The organism is Ponticoccus sp. (in: a-proteobacteria) (genome assembly GCF_048381735.1).
In genome coordinates, this window is sequence record NZ_JBLXGL010000015.1 from 28,483 (window position 1) to 55,105 (window position 26,623).

A 26,623-nucleotide genomic window follows, 5' to 3' on the forward strand; every position below is an offset into this window, starting at 1 on the left:
CCCGCAAAGCAAACCTGCGACTGCAATGCCGAGTAGACTTTCGAAAAACTTCATCGAGCCACCGAAATTCTGCGCCATTCCGTCGCAGCATAGCAGGGTTTCACGATCAAGTCACCAAGCCCCCCCATTTGCCGCCTGTTGAACATGGCAGGCCGGACCGTCGGTTCACCGCCCCCGGGACAATGCTGCGCCCCGGCAAAATCACCTGCTTTGATGACACAACGCGGAAGATGGCGGCATATTCTGCCCTCTATCGTCTTGCTTGTGTCCGGGAATGATGCACAGAGGTGCAGGCTTTCGAGCTTGAGTAGAAACACTAACTTCATGAGAAGAAAAGACTATGAAGATTGTCTTCGCAGTGGCGCTTACTGCATTGATCTCTGCCTGCGGCACCGCTGACAAGGTTGCCGACACCACCAACACCACCGCCAAGACTGCCGGCAAGGTTGCAGTCATCGGTGCGGTTGCCGCTGGCGCCGCGACAGTCGCAAAAGCTGCTGCCGGCGGTTGATCAAGTGAACGCCCGGCGGGCTCTCTGAAGCCGGGCCAACGCAGCACCTGATCCTCCTGACCGTACAGCGATCCGCCTGCGCCGGGTGCCCCGACACATCCAAAAGAAGGGCATCCATGGCTGCGCCAACAGAGCAAGCGAGGATAGGTGGCACCATAAGGAAATATGGCCCGGTATCCGATGTGTCATATCCATCGGAAACCGCGCTGTCCAAATGGCAAGGCAAGACTGCCCGACAGGCTTTTGGCGTTCTGGCAGGAATTCGGATGGGGCGCATTCTCTGGCGGGCCATTCTGAACCTGCAACCCGGATCGGCCTGCCGCCGTTCTTGAAGCGGTCATTGCGGGGGATCCCGAATTCGGCCCCTCGGAATTGATCGCCATTGGCGACAATGCGCGCGGCATGATTGACCTCCATCCGGGCCGGGGCCGGACAATGACGGCGTAACTGCCCTTTGGCATCGTGACCCGGCGCGACCCGTCCATCACCAGCGCAACGGGCAAGCCCAACTCTGGGTTCAGGGGCATGTTCCGAAAGATTCGAAGCGGTGCGCACCGCCGCCAGCCATGCAGCCCCCATCCCGCTTGAGGCCTCGCGCTCGACCGCGCCTGCAAGCAGGCACTCAGGGACCGGCGGAGCGTTGCGACCCGTCACGACCGCTGCGCAAAAAGCCTTCCTCTCCGCAATCGCACGCGCGGCGACAGGCCACTTTCGGCCTTAAGACAGAACGGGCCCTGTCCCTGGCTGCCGCACGGTCTTGGCCCAAGGCGTCAGTCCATACGCCGAAAGACGCCAAGCTTATCGTCGTTCAGGTGCTCGATGCGCAGGGCCATTGCCGGGTCCGATGAGGTTTCCAGAAACTCGACCAGCGAAACCGAACCGGCGGGCTGGTTCTCGGTCACGGGATGGACCACGAATGTATCGCCATCCCAATGCCACATGGGCAGTTCCCGGCCTTCAGGCCCCAGCCTCAGGACCAGCGAACCGTCGACCGCCGCAACCGAGACCGGGCCGAAATACCCGTTGTCATAGGTGCCGACATAGTTTTCGGCCGGACCCGCCGGGGCCGGGTCAGCCGGTGGCTCTGCGCCCGCCAGATGCCCGACCGGCGCCGTAAGCGGGACCATGACCGGGGCGTAGGCTGACAGCCAGTCGCGGCTGTCCGCACCGAGTTCCGCCCGGTCAAGGAAACTGGCGGCAATGCCTTCCGCCGCACCGGTGGGGGGCGCATTGGTCAACACGACAATGCCAAGATCAAGGTCGGGGATCATCGCAACCCTGGTCGATGCCCCAAGCGAGAAGGCACCGGAGTGGCTTAGTATGACGCGTCCGGACAGCCGCGTATCGACACCGAAGCCGAACCCGTAGGCGCCCGGTCGCGCAGAGACACCCATCTGCGATCCTCGGGTCGTCTGCGCGGTGAGCGCGGGCACAAGCCCGTCCTCCGAGATCACGCGCTCCCCGTCCACCATGCCGCGCCCAAGGACCATCGCCATCCAGCGCGCCATATCCCGCGCGCTGGAGCTGACACCACCCGCCGGGCTTTGGGCGTCGGGCTGGCGCAGGTCCGCGACCGCATATCCGTCCTCGGCGGCGACATGGCTTGCGGCCCGGTTGTCCCGCGCCATGTAGTCGGCGTGTGTCGAGCTGGTAGCGCTCATGCCAAGCGGCGCATAAAGCGCGGCCTCCGACAGGCTGGCCCAATCCGTACCTGCTGCTGCCGCCACGGCTTCGGCGGCAGCGGTAATTCCGAAGTTGGTATAGGCATAGCTCACCCGAAACGGGCCTTTCGGCAGCAGCGCAAGCCGCTCCAGCACTGTGCTGCGGTCGAACCCGATATCCTCCAGGTCGTCGCCGGCATGGTCCGGCAGGCCGGAGCGATGCGCGTAAAGGTCACCGATTGTGACGTGATCGCTGATCCAGGGATCGCCCAGATCGAAAGAGGGCAGGAACTCCCGCACCGGGCTGTCCCAATGCACCCGTCCGGCACCCACCTGGGTTGCGACCACGGTGGCCCCCACCGGTTTTGACAGCGAGGCCAGCAGGAAGACCGTGTCGGCATCGACGCTCTCGGAACCGTCAACAGCACGTTTTCCAAAGCCACGGGCGTAGACTGTGCGTCCGTCATGAACGACGGCAATGGCCAGCCCGGGGATCCCCGTGCGCGTCAGGACATCCTGTCCCAGAACGTCCAGCGTCGAGAGCGCCGCCATGATCCGCTCGTCCGGGACGGGCAAGAGCACGGCCATCGGCGGAGGGGTCGTCGCCTCGGGCAGGACAAGTTCGGGCAGCGGGCCGTCTGTATCTGCCGTCGCGGGCGGCGTTCCGGCGAGCAGGCCCGCCACGAGCAGGGCACCGCCAGCCAGGCTGAGAAGCGCAGGTCTCGCGCCCTCCCTCGATTGTGTCCTGGCGGGCGTGGCCGGAAAGTCTGGGCGCGTATTCAAATGTCGTTCTCCCTGTGCCGACCGGATGGTCCCGGGCACATGTTTCTTACCAATCTTCTGCATACTGACAGATGTCCCGCGGATTGAAAGGAGCGGTCACCTGTCGCAACAGGGGGCGTCCGTTGAATACAGGTTTTGCAAATGACCGGTCGAAATGCCTGTCACAGGGTCGCGTGGCGCCGCGCGATCATCCGGCGCGCTTGCCCAACGCCCCACCACTCAGACCCGGACCACATCACGATCAACCCTGTGACGTGGCCCGTTGGCAGCCCTCTCGGCGAAGATACCTCCGGGACGCCCGGCGGCTGGTTTTTCGCCATGTCCGAGATGGAGCGAGCGTCACGGATGGCCGGTTCGGCAAAACTGCGCTGCGCCTTTTGAAGAGGCGGCGAAGGACGCTTGCGGACCGGTCACGGCGCGCCAGTCCCAGCGCACCCGACGGCCAGCCTGCCGCGCCGCGGCATGACCGCTCTGAGCCCTTATTTGTCATTCCGCCGTTATTTCTTGAAGGTATGCAGATTTTTTAACCACCGGGGCACCATGGGCGATTCTGAAAAACTAATGGCAGCGGCGCTAAACCTCGCGGATTCCGCGTTCGACCTTGCTGCCAAAGCATGGAGCGGTGATCTGGATGTGACCTACAAGCCGGACGGGTCTTCATTGACAAAAGCCGACCTGACTATCGAGGCGCTTTGGCGAGAAAAGATCAGGCAGCAGTTCCCCTCCCATGGCATTCTGGGTGAGGAGTATGGTTCAGAAACCGGAAGTAGTGCTTTCACATGGGTGCTTGATCCAATCGACGGAACCCGCCAGTTCGGGACGGGGTTGTTGAACTTTGCTTCGTTGATCAGCCTGTGCCGTGACGGGGAGCCCGTGCTCGGAATCATAGATTTGCCAATGCCGGGGGCTCGTTATGTCGCAGCCGAAGGTAAAGGCACTATGTTTGCAGGACGCGCTGTCCGCAGCAGTGCGTGCTCGGATATAGCCGAAGCCGTGATCAGCCTCGCCAACCCTGACAGCTTCCGGGGCGCTAGCTCTGAAGGGTACGACAACCTGCGCTCAGCTGGGCGTGTGCGCGTCTTCGATGGAGGCGCTGCGGCCTATGGTGCGCTTACCCGAGGACTGATTGATGTTTGCCTAAATGGCGACGATCTGGATGCATACGATATTTGCGCGCTGTGCCCGGTAGTTCAGGAGGCCGGAGGCGTGATCACCGATTGGAATGGACAGCCGCTGTCTCTGGCGTCAAGTGGCGCGATCATCGCCAGCGCATCCCCGGCGCTTCATCCTAAGGTTCTGGATCTTCTCAGGCTATCAGGGTGACCGGCAGAAAAGTCCCGCCACGCCGACCTTGTGCCGCCCAACCGTGCTGCACGCGACCCAGGTGACCGGGTTAAGGAAGCCCCAGCGCAGAGAAGTCGGCTTGGCGAACCGCCGGCCGGTCGCGACAGGCGCTTCGGCCCGCCAGGCCTGCGTCTCGCGGCACTGCCGCAAGCCTGTTCGGAGCCCCAGGCAGGAGCGCCAGTTTACCGCTGCGCCCGGCCAAAGTGCCGACGATGCCTCGGACACAGCCGGCGCGTGTTCGGTTCCGCCGCCGTGTCCCTTGCAGACTTCGCCCCCCTGCGTTCGGGCCTTATTGGGCGCTTTTCGGTCAAGACCCACGCTTCAGGGCGCAAGCGCCAGAGCCATGCCCCCTGCAAGCGCCATCTTCCGCGAGGGTCATAAAAGCTTCACTTGCCGGTGAGCGATATCGCTCGTTATGAACGAAATAGATCAAACGTAACACTCAGGGCCGCGATGCTTCAGGTAACCGAAAGCCGTCAGACCGAAATACTGGAGCTTCTCCGGGAGAAGCGCTTTGTCGACGTGCGCACCCTGACCGAGCGACTGGGCGTCTCGGTCGCGACCATCCGGCGCGATCTGGCAGAGCTGGAAGGCGCGGGCCAGTTGCGCCGCACCCATGGCGGCGCCGTGAGCGTCTCGCAGGTGGCCCTGGACCCCGGATATGCCGATCGCGCGGTGTCGAACCTGAAGGAAAAGACGCGCATCGCCGAGACCGCCGCGGCGATGGTGCAGGACGGTGATACGGTCATGCTGGACGCGGGCACCACCGCGCTGGAAGTGGCGCGCAAGCTGTCGCTGCGCAATGGGCTGACCTTCCTTTCCAACGGGGCGGACATCCTTGCGGAACTGACCGGCAATGACCGCAACCCGGTCTATGCGGTGGGCGGGGAATATGCCGCCATCAACCGCTCTTATCGCGGGCCCATGGCCGAACACTTCATCCGGCAGTTCCGCGTCGACAAGCTGATCCTGAATGCCGCCTCCGTCGACCTGGAGCGCGGCGTGATCTTCACCGGATCGCCCGCAAATGCCGCCGTGCAGAAGGTGATGATCGAGATGGCCGGGCAGGTCATCGTCGTTGCCGATCACTCCAAGTTCTTCAAACCCAGCTTCTCGGTCGTCGCCCCGATTGCCGCCATGGAGGCCGTCGTCACCGACGATGGCGCCGCAGAGGTGATCGCGGCGGCACCGCCGCCCCTGCGAAGCAAGTTCATCATCGCCCCCGCGCGGTGAGCCTCGTCCCTACCCCCCCTTGAACCACTGAGCAATTCCGGGAGAACCAAAATGCTCAAGGCAAACCTCAAGAACGCCCTTCTGGGCGCGGCCATTGTCGTGCCCGCAAACCTGATGTCCTCCACCGCCATGGCGGGGACCGACCTCAGCCTGATGATCTGGGATCCGGCACAGCTGGACGGTGTCCAGAAGGCTGTCGATGTCTTCGAAGAAGCCCATCCCGACATCGACGTGACCGTCGAGCAGGCCCCGCGCGATCAGTTCTACTCGCGTCTCGATGCGGCGCTCGGCGCGGGCGCAGGCCCCGACGTGATGTGGCAAAGCTCGCGCGCATCCTACTACGTCGACGGTGGCGTGATCGAACCGCTTGATGCCTATATCGAACGCGATGGCCTGTCCCTGGACGGGTACAACCCCACGATCACGGCGCTCTACAATTTCGGTGGCACGCAGTACGGCATACCGAAGGACTTCGACGCCTGGACCGTGGTCTACAACGCGCGCGTCTTCAGCGACCTGGGCATCCAGCCTCCCTCGGCCGACTGGACCTGGGACGACATGCTGCGCATCGGCGAGCAGGTCAAAGCCCGGTCCGAGGGCGCGGTGATGCCGCTTTACATCTACTACAACTGGAACAACGGGATCGTCAGCCTCATGCAGTCCATGGGCGGCAAGGCCGTCGATGGCCAGCAGGGCACCATGGACAGCCCCGAAGGCATCCGGGCGCTGGGGATGATGAAGGACCTGCAAGATCGCGGCCTGATCACCAAGGTCGCCGACAGCGCGGACCTGAACTCGGTCAACGCGCTGATCTCGGGCACCATCGCCATGGCGGAGGTGCCGTCCTGGAACCTCAGCCTGCTGTCGCGGGCCGATGTGCCCGAAGGCACCTTCCACGTGCTGCACCTGCCGGCGGTTGACGGCAAATGGGCCAGCGACACCAACGGGCTGTCCTACATGATGAACGCCAATTCCCGTCACAAGGACGCGGCCTGGGAGCTGATCAAGTTCCTGACCTCCGACGACGGCGCCGTGCTGCACGCCGAAGGCGGCGCGGGCCTGCCCGCCAACAGCGACCCCAGGGCGCTGCAGGCCTTCGTGGCCGCGAACAAGCCGCTGGCAGGCCTGGAGGACGCGCTGGCCGCACAGCAGCCCTACCCGCGCACCACCACCGCCTATCCGGCTGTCATCGCGGGCCAGCCGCGCATCAATACCGCCATCATGTCGGGCTTCTACGCCGGAGAGATCTCGGCCGAAGAGGCCGCCGCACAGATCGACAAGGTGCTCGACGAGGCGCTGAAGTAATGCTGACGCGCGCAGGCCAATCGCGCCGCGCGGAGCAGAGCGGGCGCCGTGCCATGGCATGGCGCTCCCTTGCCCGCCGGGACGCGCTGACAGGCTACCTGCTGCTGCTGCCCTTCCTTGTGGGCATCGCGCTCTTCCGGTTCTACGGCCTGGGCTACAACCTGTGGCTCTCTTTCCGGCAGGCCGGGGCCTTTGGCCGGCCGACATTCACCGGGCTCGACAATTACGCAAAGCTGGCGGGCGACGATCAGCTGTGGATGTCGCTGGGCAATACGCTGAAGTTCGCGGCCATCTCCGTTCCGGGGGTGATGATCCTGTCGATGGGTCTGGCCTGGCTGATGCAGCACCGCTTCAAGGGCGAAGGTCTTTTCCGCGCCGTGGTCTTCCTGCCCGCCGTCTGCCTGCCGACGGCGGTGATCCTGGTGTTTTCCTGGATGTTCCAGACGCAATACGGCATCGTCAACGCCGCGATCCAGGCCATGGGCGGCGACCCCGTCAGCTGGCTGGGCAGCTCTGCGGGCGTCACCACGCTGGTCTCGCTGCTGGTCGTCTACCTGTCCTTCAGCGTGCCCACGATCATCCTCTATGCCGGGATGCAGGACATCTCGCCCGACCTCTACGAAGCCGCGATCCTCGACGGCACCAGCGCCCTGAGACGGTTCTTCGGGATCACCCTGCCGATGCTCAGCCCGTCGCTGTTCTTCGTGCTGATCACCACCACCATCGGCACGCTGAAGCTGTTCGACGTGGTCTACGTGCTGCTGCCCCCGGTCGATCAGTCCATGTCGCTGAACCACGGGTTCACCTTGGTCTACTACTATTTCTACACCGGCTTCGTCGCCATGGGTGAACGCGGCTATGCCGCCGCCATCGCTCTGTTCATCCTGCTGGTGATCCTGCTCGTGTCTCTTGTTCTGCTGCGCCTGCAACGGCGCCTGGTTCACTACGGGGAGGACGGCTGATGGACCTGCAATACCGCGTCACATGGTGGACCTACGCGCTGGTCCTGATCGCAGCGCTTGTCATTCTCACCCCCTTCGCCTGGATGGTTGCAACCGGGCTGATGACCACCGGGCAGACCCTGCTGGTGCCGCCCGCGGTGCTGCCCGCCCCCGTCACGCTGGACGGCGCCCGCGAGGTCCTGGCCCGGATCCCCTTCGGCACCATGCTTTGGAACACGATCCTGGTGTCACTGGCCCGGGCGGCGATCACCCTGGTCATCTGCTCGATGGCCGCCTACGCCCTGGCGGTGATCAAGGTACCCGGGTCGCGCGCCATCCTCGTCATGGTGCTGGCGCTGCTGATGGTGCCGGGCGACATCTTCATCATACCCAACTTCTCGATCATCGCGTCGCTGCGCCTGACCGACACGCTGGCCGCGCTTGTCATTCCCAATGTCTTCGACGTCTTCGGTGTCTTCCTGCTCTACCAGTTCTTCCGCGGCGTCCCGCGAGAGCTGATCGAGGCCGCCCGCATGGACGGCGCGGAACACTGGCGCATCCTGGCGACGATCGTGGTGCCGGTGGCCCGAAGCGGCATCATCTCTCTCGCCATCCTGTCGGTCCTGGCAGAGTGGAAAGAGCTGCTCTGGCCCATCGTCGTCAACCGTTCGGCAGACAAGTTCACCCTCGGCCCCGGCCTCGCGCTGCTGCGCGGAGAGTTCATCACCGACTGGAACGTGGTCATGGCCGCGGGTGTCATGGCGGCCCTGCCGATGATCCTGATCTTCCTCCTTCTGCAGAAGCAATTCATCGCAAGCCTCGCGCGAAGCGGCCTGAAATAGAACCGCCGAAGCGGGCCCGCGCCCTCCCCCAAGGATACGACAATGCTTGATCTTCTCCCCTCCCGCCACGGTGCCGTCCTGGTCTGCGGTCATCGCGGCCATATCGTGGACGGTCACGAGAACACCCGCCCCGCCCTTGACCTTGCCGCCGCGCACGGCGCTTCGATGTGCGAGATCGACCTGCGCATGACCGCGGACAGGCGCCTCGTCGTGTTTCACGACGACATCCTCGACGACGCCTCTACCGGGACCGGGCTGATCTCTCACCTGACCTATGCCGAGGTCGCCCGGTCCCGGACCCGCAGCCGTCACGGGTTGCCGATCGAGGGGCAGCCGATCGCGCTTTTCGAGGATATCCTGGCCCATTGCCGCACCCTTGGCCTTGGCATGATCGTCGAGGTGAAGGACCGGTTCGCCGACACGGCCTACCTGGAACAGGTGGCCGCTTCGATCCGCGCCGCCGACATGGCGGGCGCGGTGCTGATCAGCTCCTTCGACTACGTGACCCTGCGCGAGATGAAGGCCATTGCCCCGGAAATGCGCAGCATGGGCATCAACTATCACCGGCTCGCCGACCCCGCAGGCGCCGCGCGCTCGGCGGCGATGGACGTGATGAACACCGACTACCCGCAATTCGCGCCCGATATCGCTCGCGCCCTGCACGAGGCCGACGTTGCCGTCAGCCACTACCTGCCCCGCCCCGACCACTTCGCCCGCCGCCGCGCCTACGGCGATGACTACCACGCCCGCCTTGCCACGATCCTGCAGGACGGCCTTGTCGACATGATCGTCTGCGACGACGTCGCCTGGGCCACCGGTTTCGTCCGCGACTGCGGCCTGACCATCGCCCGTGCGGGCCTTGCAACCGGAGCCGCCCATGTCTGAGATCCAGCTGACCCAGATCCGCAAGACCTTCGATCAAACCGACGTCATTCCCGGCCTCGACCTGACGATCCCCGAGGGCCATTTCACCGTGCTGCTTGGCCCCTCGGGCTGCGGCAAGTCCACCCTGCTGCGCATGATCGCCGGGCTCGAAAGCGCCTCGGCAGGCGAGATCCGCATCGGCGGCCGCCTGGTCAACGACGTCTCTCCGGCCGAGCGCGGCTGCGCCATGGTCTTTCAAAGCTACGCGCTCTATCCGCACAAGACGGTGCGCGCCAACATGGCCTACCCCCTGCGCATGGCCCGCACCCCCCGGCGCGAGATCGAGAAGCGCGTCGCCGAAACCGCCCGTTTCCTGGAACTGACCGATCTGCTGGACCGCTATCCCCGGCAACTCTCCGGCGGCCAGCGCCAGCGTGTCGCCATGGGCCGGGCGATGATCCGCCGCCCCGAGGTTCTGCTTTACGACGAGCCTCTGTCGAACCTCGACCTGGAACTGCGCGTCAGGCTGCGGCTGGAGATCGCGGAGCTCCAGCGCGAAATGAAGCGCACCGCCGTCTACGTGACCCACGACCAGACCGAAGCGATGACCCTTGCCGACAGCATCGTCGTGCTTCGCAAGGGGCGGATCGAGCAGGTCGGCGGCCCGGACGCGCTGTACAATGCACCCGCCAACACCTTTGTCGCGGGCTTCATCGGCACGCCGAAGATGAATTTCTTCGACGTGCAGGCCGTGGCGGGCGATGCCGGAACGTCCATCCTAACCCTGGGCGGCAGCCGCATCACCCTGCCCCGCGCCCTGTCCCGCCCACCGGCGCAAATCGGCATCCGCCCCGAGTACTGCGCGCTGACCTCCACGCCAGGCGAGGCCGCCGTGCCGCTGCACGACAGCCGTCTCGTGATCCGCGAGAACCTGGGCGATCGCAGCTTCGGCTTCCTTTCCAGTTCGCTTGGCAAGGTCACCTACCTGATGGACGAAGCCGCGCAGGCCCGGGACGGCGGCGTGCAGTGGTTGTCCTTCCCGGCGCAGAAAGTCCTTTGCTTCGACGCCCAGGGCGACCTGATCCACTGACCTCCCCAGACTGCGCCCCTTGGCGCATCCCAAGCCACGGAAAGATCCCCATGCGCCGCGCCCCCCCTCAATCGCTGGCCAGCCTTGTCGCCCCTCTCGAGGCGCTTGCCCAAGAGGCCGGCAACCTGGCCCTGTCCCATTTCTGCACGGCCAACCGGGCTTCGGTCGAGGAGAAGGGCCACCTGGATCTGGTCACCCGTGCCGACCGCGAGGTCGAGGCCCTGCTGCGGCGGCGCCTGCAGCAGCTCTGCCCCGACGATGCGATCTACGGCGAGGAAGGCACGTCAGTCGCTGGCACGTCCGGGCGCACCTGGGTTCTGGATCCGATCGACGGCACCTTCAACTTCGTCCGGGGCGGCGCCGACTGGGCCGTTTCCATCGGGCTTTACGAAGCCGACCGGCCCGCCTTCGGTGTGATTCATGCGCCGGTTCGCCAGACAACCCTTTCGGGCGGCGGAGCGGTCCCCGCCCACCTGAACGGCGCCCCCCTGCCGGCGCTGACCCCACCGATACCAGGACGCGGCAGCATCGGCGTGGGCTTTCACCCGCAGATGGCGACGGAGGCGCGCCTGGACATCCTGCGCTGCCTCTGGGACGACATGGGGGTCACGATCCGCTGTTCGGGTTCGTCCAGCATGTCGATTGTCGATGTGGCCCGCGGAGAAACCGACGCCTATGTCGCCCTCGGCGACGCGACCTGGGACGTCATGGCTGCCCTGCCGATCCTGCGGAGCCTGGGCGGCACCGATACAATCGACTGGAGCCGAACGCGTCTGACAGACAGGCTGCGCTTTGCATGCGGCAGGGTGCAGACAACACAAAGGATCCTGGACCTTGCCCGGATCTGAGGCCGGACATCCCCATGCGCCAGCGGACGCGGGCCGTTCCGGCCCCTCCCCGGTCAGCCGTTCCACCCGACGCCCCCGCCGCGCGTGTTGAAGCCCCGCCATAGACCTGTCACGGCGCGGCGACGTCTTGCGGCCTGCGCAGATTGAAGGCCCGCCGCAAGCGGCAGACCCGTCCGCCGCGACGCCGCCGTCCGCGAGGCTTGCGGTCGGCACCGCTCCGTCGCGGGCCCGATCACCGGTCGCGCTCAGCCAGCCGATGCGATGCTCCCTGCGGGTTTCGGAAACCGAGAGGCGCTCATGGCGTGGCGCCTTGCGCGATATCGGCCTGCCCGGAAGAGACAGCCTCTGGCTGCGGCCTGCCGGGCTGGTGCGGCGCGATGCGCAGCGCCCGAAGCGCATTCAGGATCACCGCGACGTCGATGACCTCCTGCAAGAGCGCCCCCTGCACCGGGGTGAGATACCCGTAAGCAGCCGCGATCATGCCCATGACCGACAGGCCAATCCCTGCCACGACGCTTTCGACAGCGATCCGCCGCGCGCCGCGCGCGATCTCGATCCCGGGCCCGAGCCGGTCGATGCGATCCACGAGAAGCACCACGTCCGCCGCCTCGGCCGAGGCAGCCGCGCCCCGTGCGCCCATGGCGACACCGACATCGGCCGCCGCCAGCGCAGGCGCATCGTTGACGCCATCGCCCACCATCATGACCGGCCCGTGCTTGCGTTCGGTGAGGACCAGCAGAACCTTCTGGTCCGGCGTCAGCCCGGCCCGCAGACCGTCGAGGCCAAGCCCCTCGGTCACGCGCTCGGCCACCTCTGCACGGTCGCCGGTGGCAAGCAGAATGCGCACGACCCCCTCGCGACGCAGACCGTCGAGCATGGCGCCCGCACCCTCGCGCAGCGGGTCGGACATCACCAGGTGCCCTGCCAATTGGCCGTCGACGGCGACGGCGACGAGGACCGAACCGGCGGCGATGACGGAATGATCGCCGGGCCGCCCTCCGACGCGCGATGCGACGAAGCCATCTCCGCCGACGAGGACCGTTCGGCCCTCGACATGGCCGACGACGCCTTCGCCCGGGATCTCCGCCACCTCTGACGGAACCGGCAGCGTGAAGCCCCGGGCCTGCGCGGCGGCAACGATGGCCTGCGCCACGGGATGCTTGGACGCCTGGTCGAGCGCCGCGGCAAGGCGCAGGATTTCACCCTCTGCCATGCCCCCGTGGCTGTCGATCGAGACGATCTGCGGACGACCGTCCGTCAGGGTGCCGGTCTTGTCGAGGATCAGCGTGCGGATGCGCGCCATCGTCTCGAGCGGCCCCGCGCCCTTGATCAGCACACCGAATTGCGCCGCGCGCGAGAGACCCGCGACCAGCGCCACAGGCACGGCGAGGATCAGCGGACAGGGCGTGGCGACGACAAGCACGGCGACGGCCCGGATCGGATCGCCAGTGAACCACCACGCGGCGACGGCGATGCTGACCGTGACCACCAGAAACCCCAGCGACCAGCGGTCGGCCAGCCGCGACATCGGCGCCTTCGAGGCCTGCGCCGCTTCGACCAGCCGGACGATCCCGGCATAGGTGCTGTCTTTCGCCGCGCGCATCGCCGTCAGATCAAACGCCTCGCCTGCGTTTGTAGAGCCGCTCATGGCCTCGGCGCCCCGGGTCAGGCGCACCGGCAGGGACTCGCCCGTCAACGCCGAAGCGTCGACGAAGGCCGTCTGGGAGGCCACCGTGCCATCCACCGGCACCACGTCGCCCTGCCGGATCAGAAGCCGGTCGCCCTGCGCAATGTCGTCGAGCGCGACCTCTTCCAGCCCGCCGTTGCGGTGCCGGGTCGCGGTCCGGGGTACGCGCGACAGCAGGTCGTGCATTTCACGCCGGGCCCGCCCCTCGGCGAAGGCCTCAAGGAAGGTGCCGCCGGAATACATCACCGCGACCACCGCCGCGGCGAGGGTTTCTCCGAAGACAAGGGCCGCCGACATGGAAAGCGCGGCAACGATATCGAGACCGACCTCGCCGGAGCGCAGGCTGCGCAGGATCTCCAGCAAGAGCGCCGCGAGCGCCGGGACAACGCCGGCAATCCAGAGTCCCCTCGCAAGGCCGGTTTCGCCCGCAACATGGGCCGCAAGTCCAGCAACAAGACCGGTCGTGGCAAGGAACAGGACAACGGTCTTCAAGCGGTCGGCCCGGGTCGCTTCCATGCGGCTCATCTCCTTTTGGCTGAGGCGGGTGCCGTTGGCTTTTCGGAACATGGTCGCCCGGCACCGACACCCCCTGCGCTGGCCGTATCATTGCGCAACGGGAACAGGGCGTCGAGGCCGCTTCGCCCTGCGAGGATCGCGCCCCTGTACGGCCCGGGCGGCATGGACGTTCCTGTCGCGCGGGAACGGCGCGACAGGATCATCGGCGCAAGGCTGGCTTCAGAGGGGCGCGGGGGAGGGTCCCCTGCGGTTTCCGGTTTCATCCATAGCCATCCGCCCGCCCTCTTTGACCTGTGGCCCGGGCGGGCGCTGATCGGGCAGGTCGAACAGGGTCTCGGAGGGGCGCAGGGGCGGATGCCCTTCGGCGCGGCAGACACTCGGGCGGCACGTGGCGCGGCGGTCCGCCGTCAGGAACGTGTTGGGTGACAACCAAGGCTCAGGCTCCGCGCTCGGCTTCGGGAAAGCGTGATCGGGTCCGATTGGCGAAGGCGACCAGGGACAGCATGACGGGCACCTCGACCAGCACGCCCACCACCGTGGCAAGCGCAGCCCCGGAGTCCAGTCCGAACAGGCTGATGGCGACGGCGACGGCAAGTTCGAAGAAGTTCGAGGTGCCGATCATCGCGCAGGGCGCGGCGATGCGATGCGGCACCCTGAGAAACCAGGCCGCGCCATAGGCCAGCGCAAAGATGCCATAACTCTGGATCACGATCGGCACCGCGATCAGGGCGATCACCCCGGGGCGCGACAGGATTGTCCCGCCCTGAAGACCGAAGAGGATTGCAACCGTCGCGATGAGACCGGTCATCGAAAGCGGCTTGATGCGGGCGGTGAAGGCCGAGATCGCCGCATCTGACCCCAGTACGCGGCGCGTAAGCAGCCCCGCGAGCAGCGGCAGGACGACGTAGAGCACGGTGGCCAGAACCAGCGTATCCCAGGGCACGGCGATCTCGGTCACGCCAAGCAGCAAGGCCACGATCGGCGCGAAGGCCACCACCATGATGAGATCGTTCACCGAGACCTGCACCAGCGTATAGGTGGCGTCGCCCCGGGTCAGCTGGCTCCAGACGAAGACCATTGCGGTGCAGGGGGCCGCGCCAAGCAGGATCAGCCCCGCGATGTATTGCGCCGCGTCCTCGGGCGCGATCCATGGGGCGAAGAGGTGCTCGAAGAAGAGCACCGCAAGCAGGGCCATGGTAAACGGCTTGATCAACCAGTTCACCACGAGCGTGACCAGCAGGCCCCTGGGCTGGCGCGCGACGCCGGCCACGGCGCCGAAATCGACGCTGACCATCATCGGGTAGACCATCGCCCAGATCAGCACGGCGACCACAAGGTTGATCGAGGCGACCTCGGCCTCGGCAATGGCTGCGACGGCACCCGGGGCCAGGCTGCCGATGGCGATGCCGACCGCCATGGCTAGCGCGACCCAGAGGCTCAGAAGTCTTTCGAAGCGGCCCATCGGGGCCGCGGCGGAGGTGTCGGACATTGTGGGTCTCCGGAACTGGGCAGCATCTTGAATTCGTCATTTCGCGTAATTGCGAATTGACTTCTGGGTAGACGGCAGGCCCGCGTCTTGTCAACATCCCTCATTTCGCGTAATGACGAATTATGGACCAGAACGATGCCGTCGACGCCTTCGGCGCCCTTGCCCACGACACACGGCTGCAAATCTTCCGCCTCCTGGTCCAGCGCGGGCCGAAGGGCACCCCGGCGATGGAGGTCGGCCGACAGCTCGACCTGAGGCCGTCGACCCTGTCCGGTCATCTCGCAACTCTGAAACGGGCGGGGCTGGTCCAGACCGAACGGCAACATCGCGAGGTGCTGTATTCGCCCCGGTTCGACGCCGTGAACGGGTTGGTGCGCTTCCTGATCGAGGACTGCTGCGGGGGCGACCAAGGCATGTGCGCCGGGATCGAACTGCCGAAGGTTCGAGTAGCGCCACGTCGGTGAGCCGCCCGGTCGAAAGGTCTTGCATCATTCCTGAGACCTCTGCGCAGCCCTTCTTTCTCGCGTTTCGGCAACGCTACATGCTGCCGGTCGGACAAGTCCGGTTTGATCCTATGGCATTTCAGATTGGTGATCCGCGTGAAGGGAGCGCCATGATCGGCGTAGTGTTTCGCCCAGCCGCGAGAGCCGCTTTTGATGAATGAGTTGAAAGATGCGGCAATGCGCATGGGCCGTTCGTCCGGCTGCTCTACGCTCGCGTCGGTAACCAGATCGCAAGCCGTCATCACGCGAACCCCATCGTTTCAAGATGCGCAAAGACCGTTGCGCTGAGCATCTCCACGTCGTCCGACACTTCCGGCAATATCTGCCCATACCGCTCTGTCAGCACCCGCACCCGGACCGTCATCCGCTCGGACCGCGCCACGATCTCGGCCTCGATCAGATCCGCGACGTCGCTCAACCATTTGTCATCCACCACCAGGGGCGGATCTCTTCCGCCGTCAGCTCGGGGTATTTCGCCAGCGTAGCCACGGTCAGCGCCTCCTCGGCTTCCTCGACCGCCTTCTTGACCACAGTCTCGGCTGCCATCCGCTTGGCCACCTGTTTCGGCAGCTCGGCCTCGCCTGATTTCTGGCGCGCCTTGACCAAGGCCGCGGTCAGCTTGCCCGCCTCGGTCAGGCCAACTGGAACGCTTGTGACCTTTGGCAAAACTCAAGTGGTCGCGCACCCATCGCCCGACCTCACGAACAGCACTGACTTACAATTCTACAGGTGCTCAGTTTCCTACGGTGGGCTGAACCAATTGTCGTGCAAACCATCCATCCAAGTAATCGGCGCAGATTTCAGCTCTTCAATACTTGCATCGTCGAGTGCCGCAATTGCCACAGTGACATAAGCGCCTCCCAATTAAGGGATGTCACCCTCACTAAACAACCGCACGCCGCATATTGAACAAAAACAGTGATAATTGCCTCCCTGATCAGTGGCATCATACTTCCGGATGAGCTTTCCACCTTGTGTGATCCGAAAATGCTCCGGAGTTGTTGGCGCAGTCCAGTTTCGTGTTTTCCGGCAGAATGTGCAATTGCATCGGCTAGTCCCTTCGGAAAAATCAATGGCGGCCTCGAACGCGATACCGCCACAATGGCAACCTCCACAATATGTCTTAAGCAAATCCAACATCCTCTACCGCCAGTCTATGGACGAAACTATGGTGTCGGCTGTGCTCAGAGCAAGCCAATGGCAAAATCTCTACCGACACTCACAGTCAGCAGAAACAAGAATGTCGTCATTCACGCCGCCGCAGCATCGGTCATTTCGGACTCGAAGCCGCTCTCCTCCGCCATCGCTTTCATCTCGGAAATCAGGCGCATCCATCCCGCCTTGTTTGGCCCGCCCCTTGTACAGGGTGGCCCTGCTCATCCCGTGCTCGCGGCCCAGCCGGACGGAAGGCACCTCGGCCTCAATCTGGCGCAGCCCCCCATGATCCGGGCTTCCGTGAAGCCGTGCCTTCTTCATCGGAGATTCCGCGTTCATCCTGCCCAGAAAACGCCACTTCCGCATCCCCCAAGATCGGGGGGTTTGCCACCGCATCCCGGAACAGCGTCTTGAAACACATCCAACCCGACCGACGACTGTCGCCCTCGACCTCTTGGGCCGAGACCAACCCGGCCCGCTCCAGAAGCTTCGGAACGAAACTGGAAAACACCGCCGGTTCCCACGATCCGGCAGTGTCCCAGACGAGTCCTTCGCTTTCTGTGTGGCCGGGCCGTGGAAGCTACTTCACGGCCAGAGCGGGTTTGACCACGCGCGCTTGCCGTCCTTGTCAACGACAACCAGACGGCACCATCCGCCGGAAAACCTGGCCAGCGGGAGCCGCGCGGCGGTTAGGCCGTCACCACGAACACCAACATTTGCGGATGCCTTGCCCAAGAGAATGATGGAGGTCGCGGGTGAGCATTCTATCACGATCTCGTCGCCATCCCGCTCGATGTGCATGATTTCAGGCCCTTGCGTCGCGTAGTAGCGCCCCGCTTTCAGCGCGGCGAGGAGCGCCGTATCGCTGTTCTCTTCCGCCTTCACCATGACCCAGCCGCCAAAGGCGTCGTCGGTTTTCCAATGGCTGTCATCGACGGCAATGCAGCCCAGGCGTTTGCCTTCGTTCAAAAGCGCGTCGCACAGTTCCGCGCCATCGCCCCGGTCAGCGTTCACGAGGCTTGTGTGGTTGTACATTTCAATCGCATGGGCGCAGTCCAGGTTCATCCCGTCGGCGAGCGAAAGCTGATACCACTGCGGATGCGCGATCGCCACAAAGGCCCCTGCCTCGACACAGCGCCTTGCCAGTTCGACGCCGGTTTCATTTTCGCCCGTTTGCGCAAAATCTATCGGCAAACCAACCGCGAGAATGTGCCAAATCTCTCCCAGTTCTGTCGCCGGCGCGTGGACCTCTGCGCCCAGAATGGTGGTGAAACCGTCAGTTCGAAGGGCCCGCGTGTCGGTGATCGGGAAATCATACGCGGGCAGGAAGTGATCGGTGAGCGCGATGAAATCATAGCCTGCGCCCTTGTAGCGGCGACAGACATCCTCAGGCGAAAGGGCCCCGTCTGACCTATTGGAATGGCCGTGGATGTTGCCTTTGAAAAAGCGGCCCTGTGCCTCGAATGCTGCGAGCATCGGTCTCTCCTGATGTTGCGGTGCAACCACGCTAACCTTCGCCGCGCACAGGGAAATCACAGGCGTCTGCAAAAGGGGCGGATTGTTCCAAAACCTTCGCGCACAGTGCCCGACTGTGTGTGCGATTGTGCGCGCGATTGTGCGTGCGGCCTGCCCCTCCCCGTCACACCGCCAGCGTCACCACATCGCCGCGACACACCGCCTCGGAAACCTCGATCCGCGCGCCGTATTTGTCGATGTTCACCCCACGCGTCACCAGAACAGGCTGCGCACGCCCGATCTCAAGCGCCATGCTCTCGGTCGGGCGGGGCAGGCGCGTGGCGATGGTGGTCTCGTCGCGGCGGAAATCTGTAACCTTAAAGGCAGCAAGCGCCTCAGTCACGCTGCCCCCTGCTTCCAGAATGTCGAGGATGCCCGCGAATTTCGCAGGGGCATAGTAATGGCGCGCAAACATCGCGGGGCGTCCGTCGATCTCGCGTAAAAGGGTCGCGCGCAGCACAGGATCGCCACTGCGCAGGCCGAGGCCCTTGGCCACGAAACCCGTCGCACGCACCTGACCCGTAGACAGGCAGCATGTGCCCCCACCGCGCCCAATCCTCTGGATATTCACGCAAAAACGGGTGCGCGAACTGATCTGGTAGACAACCTGCGGCTCGCAGACATAGCTCCCCCGCCCATGCCAGCTTTGCACATGACCTGTCTCGCGCAGGCGTTCGATGGCCCGCCGCGCCGCATGTCGGGAGACCCCATGCGTCCGCGCAAGCGCATTGAGAGACGGCAACGCCGTACCAGGTTTCAGCTGCTGCGCTTCGATTTGCTTGCGCAGAAGGGCTTCGACCTTTTTCCAGTCCTGAGGGGCCAAGACGATCCTCCGTGAACGCTGTCCGTGCATTGGCAAGGGCGCGCAAAGCACCCCGCTCCGCACAGTCAACAACTGTGTGCCAAGGCTTTGTAACGATCAGCATTCGGGAGGAGGGTTATTACAAAAACTTCATGCCGAGGGGGTGAGTGGACCCGCAACGTTCACACCTCACAGAGTTCGACATGACACAACTGACACGCCGACGTTTCCTGCAACAGGCCACCGCAGGCGCCACTGTGCTTGGCCTTTCCCACCTTCTCGACCCGACCAAGGCCTTCGCCTCGACCCCCTCGATAGTCTCCGACATGCTCGCAGGCCAGACGCCGAAGACGGGCGGCACGCTGGTCTACGGCCAGACCTACCCCAACTGGGCGCTTGGCCAGTCCAATCGCGGCGCGCACCCCTATTACTGGCTCGACCTCCTGACCCGTTCCGTATGGAACACGCTCACGTGGGTGGATGAGGATTTCAACCTGCAACTGGAACTTGCCCGCACGCTGACCGCCAATGACACGATGGATGTCTGGGACGCGACGCTGCATGAGGGCGTGATGTTCCATGACGGCACCGAGATGACGGCGGATGACGTTGTCGCCTCGATGAACCTGCACATGGGCGGCGGTGTCGGCCTGTTGCGCGCCAATGTCGCGCGCACCGAGAAGCTGGGCAAATACGGGGTCCGCTTTCATCTGGTGCAGCCGAACGCCGAATTCCCCTATGCGCTGGCCGAATACCGCGCGGTGGTCATGAAGGCGAAAGAGAACCCCGACGAGATCGGTTATGACGGCATCGGCACGGGGCCGTTCAAACTCGTCGAGATCGACAATGCGCGCCAGTTCCGCGCGGTGCGCAACGACGCCTACTGGATGGGTACGGGGCCGTTCCTTGATGAGGTCCGCGGCGTGATCACCCCCGGCAACAGCGCGATCAACGGCTTCCGCTCGGGTCAGCTCAACGCGGTGTGGAACATCGACCCAGGCCAGATCGAGCAATTCGAGGATGCGGGCGCGCGGATCCACGCCTCTGCGGCGGGCGACCAGTTCTACATCAACCTGCCCAAGAACCTGAACATCCCGTGGAACGACCAGCGCATCCGCAAGGCCATGTCGCTGGCCATCGATCGCAAGAAGGTCAACGAGATCGTCTATCGCGACGCAAGCGGCTGGACGGGCAATGACTCGCATATGTCGGGCGTGAACCCGGAATTCGTGGCCCGCCCCATTGAGCGTGACGTGAAGCAAGCCCGCGCGCTTCTGGCCGAGGCGGGCCATCCCGACGGCATCAAGTTGCCCGCGATTGCCTTCTGCCCGAACTTCCCCGAAGAGCCGCGCATCTATCCGATCGTCTCCGAAAGCCTCGCCGAAGCAGGGATCGAGATCGTCTTCGAAGAGCGCCCCTGCGACGGCTTCAGCCCCTATGTGGACTCGGTCAACGCCCCCTTCGGTCGCCCGCACCGCAACCTCGTCGGGCCGCGAAACCCCTTCATCAACCTCAGCCGCGCGGACTTCCAACGTAGCGAGAATGCCGATTGGGTGGGCGCAAGCGCAGAGGAATATTCGCGCCTCGTCAACACGGCCGTCGGCGAGAAGGACGCGAGCCTGCGCCTGAAGATGTATCAAGACGCACAGCGCATCCTTCAAGAGGAGGTGCCGGGCATCATGCTCGGAGGTCGCCGCAACATGGTCGCCCATGCCCCGAACGTCAAAAACGCGCGCAGCCACAGCCAGAACTGGTCCTCGCGTTTCGAATACATCTGGATCGACAGCTAAGGCCGAACCCTGCCGCCACCGCGCCTTCCGTGCGGTGGCGGCCCTTTGGCGTCACAGATCGGAAACAATAATGAACCGTATCCTTTCCATGATTTCGAGCCGAATGGCACTTTCGGGGCTGATCCTGTTCCTCGTTGCGGGGCTGGTGTTTCTGGGCACGGAAATCCTGCCAGGGGACGCGCTCGAAGCGACGATCCCCAAGGACGAACGCATCTATTACACCGCCGAGGACTTCGCCCGCATGCGCGCCGAGCTTGGCCTCGACCAACCCGCACTGGTGCGGTTTCTGGCCATGTTTCGCGATCTGGTCACATTCGACTTCGGGGAAACCATCCTCACTCGGGAACCCGTGGTGGACACGATCTACCATCCGGGCCTCAACTCGCTGCTGATGGCCTGCGTCGCACTTGTCATCACCCCGGCGGTGGCTGTCAGTCTCGGCGTGCTCGCCGCCCTCAATCCAGGGGGAAAGCTCGACGGCTTTGTGTCTGGCGCAACGCTGTTTACCTATTCCATGCCCGATTTTGTGGTGGCCAATATCTTCATCGTGGTCTTCGCCCTGCAACTGGGCATTGCGCCTGCGATCCTTCTCATATCCGAAAGCGATTCCGCCGCGCGTATTCTCGCCGTGTCGGTCCTGCCCGTGCTGGCGCTTGTTGTTTCGGGCGTGGCCTATCAGTTCCGCCTTGTCCGTGTCGGCATGGAGGACGCCCTGGGCAGCGAATACATCGAACGCGCGCGGCTCTCGGGCATTCCCGAATGGCGCCTGATCCTCGTCCATGCCCTGCCCGCAGCCCTCATCCCCATGCTCAACGGCACCGCGCAATTCGTCGCGGGGATCATTTCGGGCGTCGTCGTGATCGAGGCGGTCTTCAAGTTTCCCGGTATCGGGCTGGAACTGGTCCGCGCGATCTCGCAACGCGAAGTGCCGACCGTTCAGGCCATCACATTCCTCGCTGCCTTTGCGGTGATCTTCGGCAACCTGCTCGCAGATGTCTCCGTACTGGCGCTTGATCCACGCGCACGGAGGACGCGCCATGTCTGAGACAGCCCTGCCCCTTGTCGAGCCGGCCCTCTCCCCCCCGCCCAAGACCAACCTGCTTGCGCGCGCCGCGCAGTCGCGGATGACGATGATCGGCCTTGTTCTGGTTGGCATTCACCTTTTCATGGCGCTCATGGCGCCTATCATCGCCCCCTATTCGATCTCGGCCATCCACACCGACGGGTTGCATCCGCCCTCGTTCTCGCACTGGCTCGGCACCGACCAGATCGGGCGGGATTACCTCTCGCGCCTGATGTCGGGGGGGCGGGTCGCGCTCCTGGTCTCCCTGATCGGGGCGAGCGCGGCGGTGCTGATCGGCACGGCGCTCGGCCTCGTGGCGGGCTATCGGGGCGGCTGGCGCGACAATGCGCTGATGCGGCTTACCGATACGATCATGTCGGTGCCTGAACTGCTGCTGATCGCCATCCTCGTACTGACCTTCGGCAAGCAGATCTGGTCGCTCTCCATCGTGGTGGCGATTGTCTACATGCCCGGCGTTATTCGGGTGATCCGCGCAAGGACGATCGGCCTGTCGGCGCTCGACTTCGTGCGCGCCGCGGAATTGCGCGGGGAAAGCGCCGCCCACATCCTGTTCCGCGAGATCGGACCGAACCTCAAGGGCCTCATGGCGGTCGAGCTTGCCATCCGCACCTCCTCGGCACTGCTCAAGATCTCGGCCCTGTCCTTTCTCGGCCTCGGCATCAGCCAGCCCACGCCCGACTGGGGCCTGATGGTGCAAGAGGCCATGACGGTGATCTTTACCGACCCTTGGTTCCTCATCGCCCCCGCGCTGGCGCTTTCGTCGCTCATCATCGGCATCAACTTCGCGGTTGACGGGCTGGCGCGCGCCTATGGCATCTCTGAAACGGAGATTTCAGCATGACCCTTACCAGCAAACGCAATCACATCCTCATTGACCAACTGGACATTTCCTACCGCGCAGGTGGGGGACGAGAGTTGCCCGCGGTCCAGGGGGCCTCGCTTACACTGGCACGCGGCGACACGCTCGGCATCGTGGGCGAAAGCGGATCGGGGAAATCCACGCTGGCCCGGGCGCTGCTGGGCTATATGCGCTCTGGCGCGCGGGTGGCACACGGGCGCGTCATGGTGGGCGGCACGGATGTCTTCGCCCTGCCACCCAAGGGCCTGCGGCAGTTTCGCGGCAAGCGCGCGGCGCTGGTGCCACAAAACCCGCTGTCCTCGCTGACGCCACACATGAAAATCGGCCATCAGCTTCTGGAATTGATCCGCCAGCACACCGACCTGCGCGGCCCCGAGGCGCTGGCGCGGGTTGTCTGGCTGCTGAAACGCACGGGCCTGCCCGATCCGGGCACCATCGTCGGTCGCTACCCGCACGAGATTTCGGGCGGACAACGGCAACGGGTGGTCATCGCCGCCGCCCTCATTGGCACGCCCGAATTGATCGTCCTCGACGAGCCGACCACGGCGCTCGACAAGACCGTGGAGGCCGAAGTCCTGCAACTGGTCAAGGAGTTGCAACAGGAGATCGACGCAACGCTGATCTACGTCAGCCACGACCTGCATGTGATCAAGGCCATGTGCGCCAAGGTCGCCGTGATGCGGGCCGGACGGATCGTGGAACATGGGCGGCTCGCGCGTGTCTTTGACGCCCCGGAACACCCCTATACCCGCCAATTGATCGCCTCGATCCCGCGCATCTCGGACAGGGGGCCAGAGCCCCCTGCGGCGGACACATCCACGACCGGACTGGTCATCCGCGACCTGTCCTTCCGCTTCGAGACCGCTCGCGGGATCTTTGCGCGCAAGAAGACGACCCCGCCGACCCTGAACAAGATTTCCCTTGCCATTGATCGCGGCCAAACCATTGGCATTGTCGGAGAAAGCGGATCAGGAAAATCGACTTTGGCCAATCTGATCTCTGGCGTCATCGGTGGCCATAGCGGCGAGATCACCTTCGACGGCGTCGCGCTCGACGGCAAGGCAGTCACGCGCCCCCCTGCCCTGCGGCGGCGGGTGCAGGTGGTGTTTCAAGACCCTCTGTCCTCGCTCAACCCGTCCCAGCCCGTGCGCGACATCCTGACCCGTCCGCGCGAACTGTACTTCGGCGAGACCCGCCCCGCCGCGCAGGAGGCCGTGGTGGCGCTTCTGGCCGAGATGGACCTCGCACCCGACGTGCTGGGCCGCTTCCCCCGCGAACTGTCGGGCGGACAGCAACAAAGGATTGCGATCTGCCGCGCCCTGGCTGCCGAACCCGAGTTACTGATCTGTGATGAAGTCACATCTGCCCTAGACGTAACAATACAAAACAAAGTCTTGGACATGCTTCTTCGGGTTCAGAGACAACGTGGCCTCACCTGCGTATTTATCTCTCACGATCTCTCGGTGATCGGAAAGGTGTCCCATAAAATTGCTGTTTTGCAGCGTGGCGAGTTGAAGGAATTTGGTCAAAGAAACCACGTCATGCATGCGCCAAAGCACGCATATACGGGTGCACTATTGCAACATGCATAATGGTCTACCCGTCCCTAGGGTCAGGATGAATGGGCTTTCGATGTGCTGCGTGGCTCACGGCTCGGGAAACGGGGCAGTGATATGAGCGACCTTTACTGGCCGACCGACACGCAGATGGCCGGGCTTGCCCCTGTCTTCCCGAAATCGCGCGACAAGCCTGTTCCGGCCGCGATTACCTTCACCAATCGCAATGATCTGCGCTGGCGGGACGTCCCCATGTGAACCGGCGTGCAGTTTTGACCCCCTAGAGGGGTGATCGGCGTCCAGAAACGCCCCCTTTGCACTGATGCGGATAATGCCCCCGAAGTTGTCGGGGAGCACAGTGTGGGATGTTGGTCGTGGAGACGATAGCGAAGATCCGGCGGGCGTATTCTCAGGGCAGGACGTCGATCAAGCAGATCTGCCGGGCGCTGCGAGGATCGCGGAACACCGTGCGCAAGGTGAAGGGCCGCCGCGACCACTCTTTGCAGCAGTCGGCAACCGGGAGGCGAAGGAGGATCTGAAACTCAAGGATATCCTGGAGCCCATGCTCACCATACCCCCCACCCGAACCGTGCATGTCAAAGTCGCGGTCTTTTTCGGGGTCGGTTTCTCAAGCCTCGCCGGAAAAGGTGGCGGCACCGAGGGGTGCGATGCCGCCAGTTGGTCGCCCACAGGGAGGAAAAGGGCGAATTCTAAGCGGAAATTTTTGTCCCCTTACAATCGCATAGGCTGAGTTGTGAAAGCTCTACCTATCGGTCGCGCCAAGGCCGCCGATGCAGATATTCTTGATCTCAAGAAAATCCTCGATCCCGTATTTAGAGCCTTCCCGGCCCAGGCCCGATTGCTTGATCCCTCCGAACGGCGCCACCTCGGTGGAAATCAACCCGGTATTCACACCGACCATCCCGCTTTCCAACGCCTCGGCCACCCGCCAGACACGCGACAGGTCCTTGGCGTAGAAATACGCGGCCAGACCGAATTCGGTGTCGTTGGCCATATCGATCACATCGTCTTCGGTTTCGAACCGGACCAATGCGGCCAGCGGCCCGAATGTTTCTTCCCGGCAGACGAGCATGTCGCGGCTGACGTCGCGCAGCACGGTGGGTTCGAAGAAGGTATCGCCAGCCTTCATCCGATTGCCCCCGGTGATGACCTGCGCGCCCTTTCCGACCGCATCCGTGATATGTGCTTCCACCTTTTTCAGCGCGGCCCGGTTGATCAGCGGCCCCGTGGTCACACCCGCGTCGAAGCCATTGCCGACGCGCAGCGCCTGCACGGCTGCCCTGAGCTTTTCGGCAAAGACATCGTAGATTGCGGATTGCACGTAGATCCGGTTCGCGCAGACGCAGGTCTGACCGTTGTTGCGGAACTTAGCGATCATCGCCCCCTCGACGGCAGCATCGAGATCGGCGTCGTCGAAGACGAGGAACGGCGCGTTGCCGCCAAGCTCGAGCGAGACCTTCTTGATCGTGCTGGCGGCCTGCTCCATCAACAGCTTGCCCACGCGGGTCGAGCCGGTGAAGGTGATCTTGCGCACCTTCGGGTTCGCGCAAAGCTCTTTTCCGACGCCCGCCGCATCCGTCGAGGGCACAACGTTGAAAACACCCGCCGGAATGCCCGCGCGCTCGCCCAGCACCGCCATGGCAAGCGCAGACAACGGGGTCAATTCGGCCGGGCGCGCCACGAAGGTGCAGCCTGCGGCCAGCGCGGGTGCCACCTTGCGCGCGATCATCGCATTCGGGAAGTTCCAGGGCGTGATCGAGCCAACCACGCCGACGGGCTGTTTCAGCACGAAGATGCGCTTGTCGCGCTGGTGGCCGGGGATGACATCGCCGTAGACACGTTTGGCCTCTTCGGCAAACCACTCGATGAACGAGGCACCGTAGAGGATTTCACCGCGGGCCTCGGGCCAGGGCTTACCCATTTCGGCGGTGAGGATCGTGGCAAGATCATCGGCGTTTTCGATCATCAGATCGTGCCAGCGCCGCAGGATAGCCGCGCGTTCCTTGCCGGTCATCGCGGCCCAGCCGGGACCGGCGGCATGGGCGGCATCCACCGCCGTTGCCGTCGCCCCGACATCCAGATCGGCGACCCGTGCGATCAGGCGGCCCGTGGCCGGGTCGAAGACCTCGAACGTCCCGCTTCCGTCGATCCAGTTGCCATTCACGTAGGCGCGGGTTTCCAGCAGACTCGGGTCGTGCAGCGACAAAGACATCATGTCCTTCAT

At 64.3% G+C, this 26,623-nt stretch carries 25 protein-coding genes; 16 read left to right on the forward strand and 9 right to left on the reverse strand.

The features are described from left to right. Positions 1–340 precede the first annotated feature (340 nt). Positions 341–511 (forward strand): hypothetical protein, encoded by a 171-nt coding sequence (locus ACN5KJ_RS19435; RefSeq protein ID WP_347168187.1) that lies wholly within the window; start codon positions 341–343, stop codon positions 509–511. Positions 512–691: 180 nt separating this feature from the next. Next, positions 692–808, forward strand: coding sequence for a GAD-like domain-containing protein (locus ACN5KJ_RS19440; RefSeq protein WP_418595814.1), 117 nt, complete (start codon positions 692–694; stop codon positions 806–808). A gap of 473 nt (positions 809–1,281) precedes the next feature. Here ACN5KJ_RS19440 and ACN5KJ_RS19445 read toward each other — a convergent pair whose 3' ends face one another. After that, positions 1,282–2,856 (reverse strand): serine hydrolase, encoded by a 1,575-nt coding sequence (locus tag ACN5KJ_RS19445; RefSeq protein WP_418595728.1) that lies wholly within the window; start codon positions 2,854–2,856, stop codon positions 1,282–1,284. Between the two features lie 561 nt (positions 2,857–3,417). Here ACN5KJ_RS19445 and ACN5KJ_RS19450 point away from each other — a divergent pair. From ACN5KJ_RS19450 to ACN5KJ_RS19485, 8 genes are all read left to right on the forward strand, one after another. Next, positions 3,418–4,278, forward strand: a complete 861-nt coding sequence (locus ACN5KJ_RS19450; protein ID WP_347168184.1) for an inositol monophosphatase family protein — start codon at positions 3,418–3,420, stop codon at positions 4,276–4,278. 474 nt (positions 4,279–4,752) lie between these two features. Next, positions 4,753–5,532 carry a DeoR/GlpR family DNA-binding transcription regulator gene (locus tag ACN5KJ_RS19455; RefSeq protein WP_418595731.1) on the forward strand — a complete coding sequence of 260 codons (780 nt, stop codon included), beginning with the start codon at positions 4,753–4,755 and terminating at the stop codon, positions 5,530–5,532. 51 nt (positions 5,533–5,583) lie between these two features. Continuing rightward, positions 5,584–6,837 carry an ABC transporter substrate-binding protein gene (locus ACN5KJ_RS19460; RefSeq protein WP_418595733.1) on the forward strand — a complete coding sequence of 418 codons (1,254 nt, stop codon included), beginning with the start codon at positions 5,584–5,586 and terminating at the stop codon, positions 6,835–6,837. Positions 6,838–6,890: 53 nt separating this feature from the next. Beyond that, positions 6,891–7,799: a carbohydrate ABC transporter permease gene (locus tag ACN5KJ_RS19465; RefSeq protein ID WP_418595734.1), complete on the forward strand. Its 909-nt coding sequence runs from the start codon at positions 6,891–6,893 to the stop codon at positions 7,797–7,799. Beyond that, complete coding sequence (locus tag ACN5KJ_RS19470; protein WP_418595736.1) at positions 7,799–8,620, forward strand: carbohydrate ABC transporter permease; 822 nt, start codon at positions 7,799–7,801, stop codon at positions 8,618–8,620. The genes ACN5KJ_RS19465 and ACN5KJ_RS19470 overlap by 1 nt, the downstream gene beginning before the upstream one ends. 42 nt (positions 8,621–8,662) lie before the next feature. Continuing rightward, positions 8,663–9,505 (forward strand): glycerophosphodiester phosphodiesterase, encoded by an 843-nt coding sequence (locus tag ACN5KJ_RS19475; RefSeq protein ID WP_418595738.1) that lies wholly within the window; start codon positions 8,663–8,665, stop codon positions 9,503–9,505. Then, the gene (locus tag ACN5KJ_RS19480; RefSeq protein WP_418595740.1) at positions 9,498–10,574 is read left to right on the forward strand and encodes an ABC transporter ATP-binding protein; all 1,077 of its coding nucleotides are present in this window, start codon (positions 9,498–9,500) and stop codon (positions 10,572–10,574) included. The genes ACN5KJ_RS19475 and ACN5KJ_RS19480 overlap by 8 nt, the downstream gene beginning before the upstream one ends. A gap of 50 nt (positions 10,575–10,624) precedes the next feature. Beyond that, the gene (locus ACN5KJ_RS19485; protein ID WP_418595742.1) at positions 10,625–11,422 is read left to right on the forward strand and encodes an inositol monophosphatase family protein; all 798 of its coding nucleotides are present in this window, start codon (positions 10,625–10,627) and stop codon (positions 11,420–11,422) included. A gap of 295 nt (positions 11,423–11,717) precedes the next feature. Here the strand turns inward: ACN5KJ_RS19485 and ACN5KJ_RS19490 are convergent, their stop codons facing one another. Together ACN5KJ_RS19490 and arsB are read right to left on the reverse strand one after the other, a co-directional pair. Then, positions 11,718–13,625, reverse strand: a complete 1,908-nt coding sequence (locus tag ACN5KJ_RS19490; RefSeq protein ID WP_418595744.1) for a heavy metal translocating P-type ATPase — start codon at positions 13,623–13,625, stop codon at positions 11,718–11,720. A gap of 436 nt (positions 13,626–14,061) precedes the next feature. Continuing rightward, positions 14,062–15,114, reverse strand: a complete 1,053-nt coding sequence (arsB, locus tag ACN5KJ_RS19495; RefSeq protein ID WP_418595746.1) for an ACR3 family arsenite efflux transporter — start codon at positions 15,112–15,114, stop codon at positions 14,062–14,064. A gap of 122 nt (positions 15,115–15,236) precedes the next feature. Between arsB and ACN5KJ_RS19500 the strand changes: the two genes are divergently transcribed. Further along, positions 15,237–15,578: an ArsR/SmtB family transcription factor gene (locus ACN5KJ_RS19500; RefSeq protein WP_418595748.1), complete on the forward strand. Its 342-nt coding sequence runs from the start codon at positions 15,237–15,239 to the stop codon at positions 15,576–15,578. A gap of 280 nt (positions 15,579–15,858) precedes the next feature. On the opposite strand, the gene ACN5KJ_RS19505 is transcribed toward ACN5KJ_RS19500, so the two are convergent. The 5 genes from ACN5KJ_RS19505 to phnF form a co-directional block, all read right to left on the reverse strand. Continuing rightward, a complete protein-coding gene (locus tag ACN5KJ_RS19505) occupies positions 15,859–16,035 on the reverse strand; it encodes a hypothetical protein (protein ID WP_418595750.1) in 177 nt (58 codons plus the stop codon). After that, positions 16,032–16,283: a hypothetical protein gene (locus tag ACN5KJ_RS19510; RefSeq protein ID WP_418595752.1), complete on the reverse strand. Its 252-nt coding sequence runs from the start codon at positions 16,281–16,283 to the stop codon at positions 16,032–16,034. The genes ACN5KJ_RS19505 and ACN5KJ_RS19510 overlap by 4 nt, the downstream gene beginning before the upstream one ends. A 198-nt stretch (positions 16,284–16,481) precedes the next feature. Then, entirely contained in the window at positions 16,482–16,757 is a 276-nt protein-coding gene (locus tag ACN5KJ_RS19515; protein WP_418595754.1) for a GFA family protein, read from the reverse strand. Between the two features lie 600 nt (positions 16,758–17,357). Continuing rightward, positions 17,358–18,248 (reverse strand): CehA/McbA family metallohydrolase, encoded by an 891-nt coding sequence (locus tag ACN5KJ_RS19520; RefSeq protein ID WP_418595756.1) that lies wholly within the window; start codon positions 18,246–18,248, stop codon positions 17,358–17,360. A 163-nt stretch (positions 18,249–18,411) separates the two neighbouring features. Then, on the reverse strand, positions 18,412–19,110 hold the full coding sequence (gene phnF / locus ACN5KJ_RS19525; protein WP_418595758.1) for a phosphonate metabolism transcriptional regulator PhnF: 699 nt from the start codon (positions 19,108–19,110) through the stop codon (positions 18,412–18,414). Positions 19,111–19,292: 182 nt separating this feature from the next. On the opposite strand from phnF, the gene ACN5KJ_RS19530 reads away from it, so the two are divergent. The 5 genes from ACN5KJ_RS19530 (at position 19,293) to ACN5KJ_RS19550 (ending at position 24,636) form a co-directional block, all read left to right on the forward strand. Next, positions 19,293–20,879 carry an ABC transporter substrate-binding protein gene (locus ACN5KJ_RS19530; RefSeq protein WP_418595760.1) on the forward strand — a complete coding sequence of 529 codons (1,587 nt, stop codon included), beginning with the start codon at positions 19,293–19,295 and terminating at the stop codon, positions 20,877–20,879. Positions 20,880–20,949: 70 nt separating this feature from the next. Then, on the forward strand, positions 20,950–21,924 hold the full coding sequence (locus tag ACN5KJ_RS19535) for an ABC transporter permease (protein ID WP_418595762.1): 975 nt from the start codon (positions 20,950–20,952) through the stop codon (positions 21,922–21,924). Next, positions 21,917–22,804: an ABC transporter permease gene (locus ACN5KJ_RS19540; RefSeq protein ID WP_418595764.1), complete on the forward strand. Its 888-nt coding sequence runs from the start codon at positions 21,917–21,919 to the stop codon at positions 22,802–22,804. The genes ACN5KJ_RS19535 and ACN5KJ_RS19540 overlap by 8 nt, the downstream gene beginning before the upstream one ends. Beyond that, positions 22,801–24,414 carry a dipeptide ABC transporter ATP-binding protein gene (locus ACN5KJ_RS19545; RefSeq protein WP_418595765.1) on the forward strand — a complete coding sequence of 538 codons (1,614 nt, stop codon included), beginning with the start codon at positions 22,801–22,803 and terminating at the stop codon, positions 24,412–24,414. Before ACN5KJ_RS19540 ends, ACN5KJ_RS19545 begins: the two co-directional genes overlap by 4 nt. Positions 24,415–24,495: 81 nt before the next feature. Further along, the gene (locus tag ACN5KJ_RS19550; protein ID WP_418595767.1) at positions 24,496–24,636 is read left to right on the forward strand and encodes a hypothetical protein; all 141 of its coding nucleotides are present in this window, start codon (positions 24,496–24,498) and stop codon (positions 24,634–24,636) included. 505 nt (positions 24,637–25,141) lie between these two features. On the opposite strand, the gene ACN5KJ_RS19555 is transcribed toward ACN5KJ_RS19550, so the two are convergent. Then, complete coding sequence (locus tag ACN5KJ_RS19555) at positions 25,142–26,623, reverse strand: NAD-dependent succinate-semialdehyde dehydrogenase (RefSeq protein ID WP_418595769.1); 1,482 nt, start codon at positions 26,621–26,623, stop codon at positions 25,142–25,144.

What these genes read in the sequence shown, in the direction of transcription:
- ACN5KJ_RS19435 (WP_347168187.1), top strand. Translation starts at nt 341, where the DNA reads ATGAAGATTGTCTTCGCAGTGGCGCTTACTGCATTGATCTCTGCCTGC.
- ACN5KJ_RS19440 (WP_418595814.1), top strand. Translation starts at nt 692, where the DNA reads ATGTGTCATATCCATCGGAAACCGCGCTGTCCAAATGGCAAGGCAAGA.
- ACN5KJ_RS19450 (WP_347168184.1), top strand. Translation starts at nt 3,418, where the DNA reads ATGACCGCTCTGAGCCCTTATTTGTCATTCCGCCGTTATTTCTTGAAG.
- ACN5KJ_RS19455 (WP_418595731.1), top strand. Translation starts at nt 4,753, where the DNA reads ATGCTTCAGGTAACCGAAAGCCGTCAGACCGAAATACTGGAGCTTCTC.
- ACN5KJ_RS19460 (WP_418595733.1), top strand. Translation starts at nt 5,584, where the DNA reads ATGCTCAAGGCAAACCTCAAGAACGCCCTTCTGGGCGCGGCCATTGTC.
- ACN5KJ_RS19465 (WP_418595734.1), top strand. Translation starts at nt 6,891, where the DNA reads ATGGCATGGCGCTCCCTTGCCCGCCGGGACGCGCTGACAGGCTACCTG.
- ACN5KJ_RS19470 (WP_418595736.1), top strand. Translation starts at nt 7,799, where the DNA reads ATGGACCTGCAATACCGCGTCACATGGTGGACCTACGCGCTGGTCCTG.
- ACN5KJ_RS19475 (WP_418595738.1), top strand. Translation starts at nt 8,663, where the DNA reads ATGCTTGATCTTCTCCCCTCCCGCCACGGTGCCGTCCTGGTCTGCGGT.
- ACN5KJ_RS19480 (WP_418595740.1), top strand. Translation starts at nt 9,498, where the DNA reads ATGTCTGAGATCCAGCTGACCCAGATCCGCAAGACCTTCGATCAAACC.
- ACN5KJ_RS19485 (WP_418595742.1), top strand. Translation starts at nt 10,625, where the DNA reads ATGCGCCGCGCCCCCCCTCAATCGCTGGCCAGCCTTGTCGCCCCTCTC.
- ACN5KJ_RS19490 (WP_418595744.1), bottom strand. Translation starts at nt 13,625, where the DNA reads ATGGAAGCGACCCGGGCCGACCGCTTGAAGACCGTTGTCCTGTTCCTT.
- arsB (WP_418595746.1), bottom strand. Translation starts at nt 15,114, where the DNA reads ATGTCCGACACCTCCGCCGCGGCCCCGATGGGCCGCTTCGAAAGACTT.
- ACN5KJ_RS19500 (WP_418595748.1), top strand. Translation starts at nt 15,237, where the DNA reads ATGGACCAGAACGATGCCGTCGACGCCTTCGGCGCCCTTGCCCACGAC.
- ACN5KJ_RS19515 (WP_418595754.1), bottom strand. Translation starts at nt 16,757, where the DNA reads ATGTTGGATTTGCTTAAGACATATTGTGGAGGTTGCCATTGTGGCGGT.
- ACN5KJ_RS19520 (WP_418595756.1), bottom strand. Translation starts at nt 18,248, where the DNA reads ATGCTCGCAGCATTCGAGGCACAGGGCCGCTTTTTCAAAGGCAACATC.
- ACN5KJ_RS19530 (WP_418595760.1), top strand. Translation starts at nt 19,293, where the DNA reads ATGACACAACTGACACGCCGACGTTTCCTGCAACAGGCCACCGCAGGC.
- ACN5KJ_RS19535 (WP_418595762.1), top strand. Translation starts at nt 20,950, where the DNA reads ATGAACCGTATCCTTTCCATGATTTCGAGCCGAATGGCACTTTCGGGG.
- ACN5KJ_RS19540 (WP_418595764.1), top strand. Translation starts at nt 21,917, where the DNA reads ATGTCTGAGACAGCCCTGCCCCTTGTCGAGCCGGCCCTCTCCCCCCCG.
- ACN5KJ_RS19545 (WP_418595765.1), top strand. Translation starts at nt 22,801, where the DNA reads ATGACCCTTACCAGCAAACGCAATCACATCCTCATTGACCAACTGGAC.
- ACN5KJ_RS19550 (WP_418595767.1), top strand. Translation starts at nt 24,496, where the DNA reads ATGAGCGACCTTTACTGGCCGACCGACACGCAGATGGCCGGGCTTGCC.
- ACN5KJ_RS19555 (WP_418595769.1), bottom strand. Translation starts at nt 26,623, where the DNA reads ATGAAGGACATGATGTCTTTGTCGCTGCACGACCCGAGTCTGCTGGAA.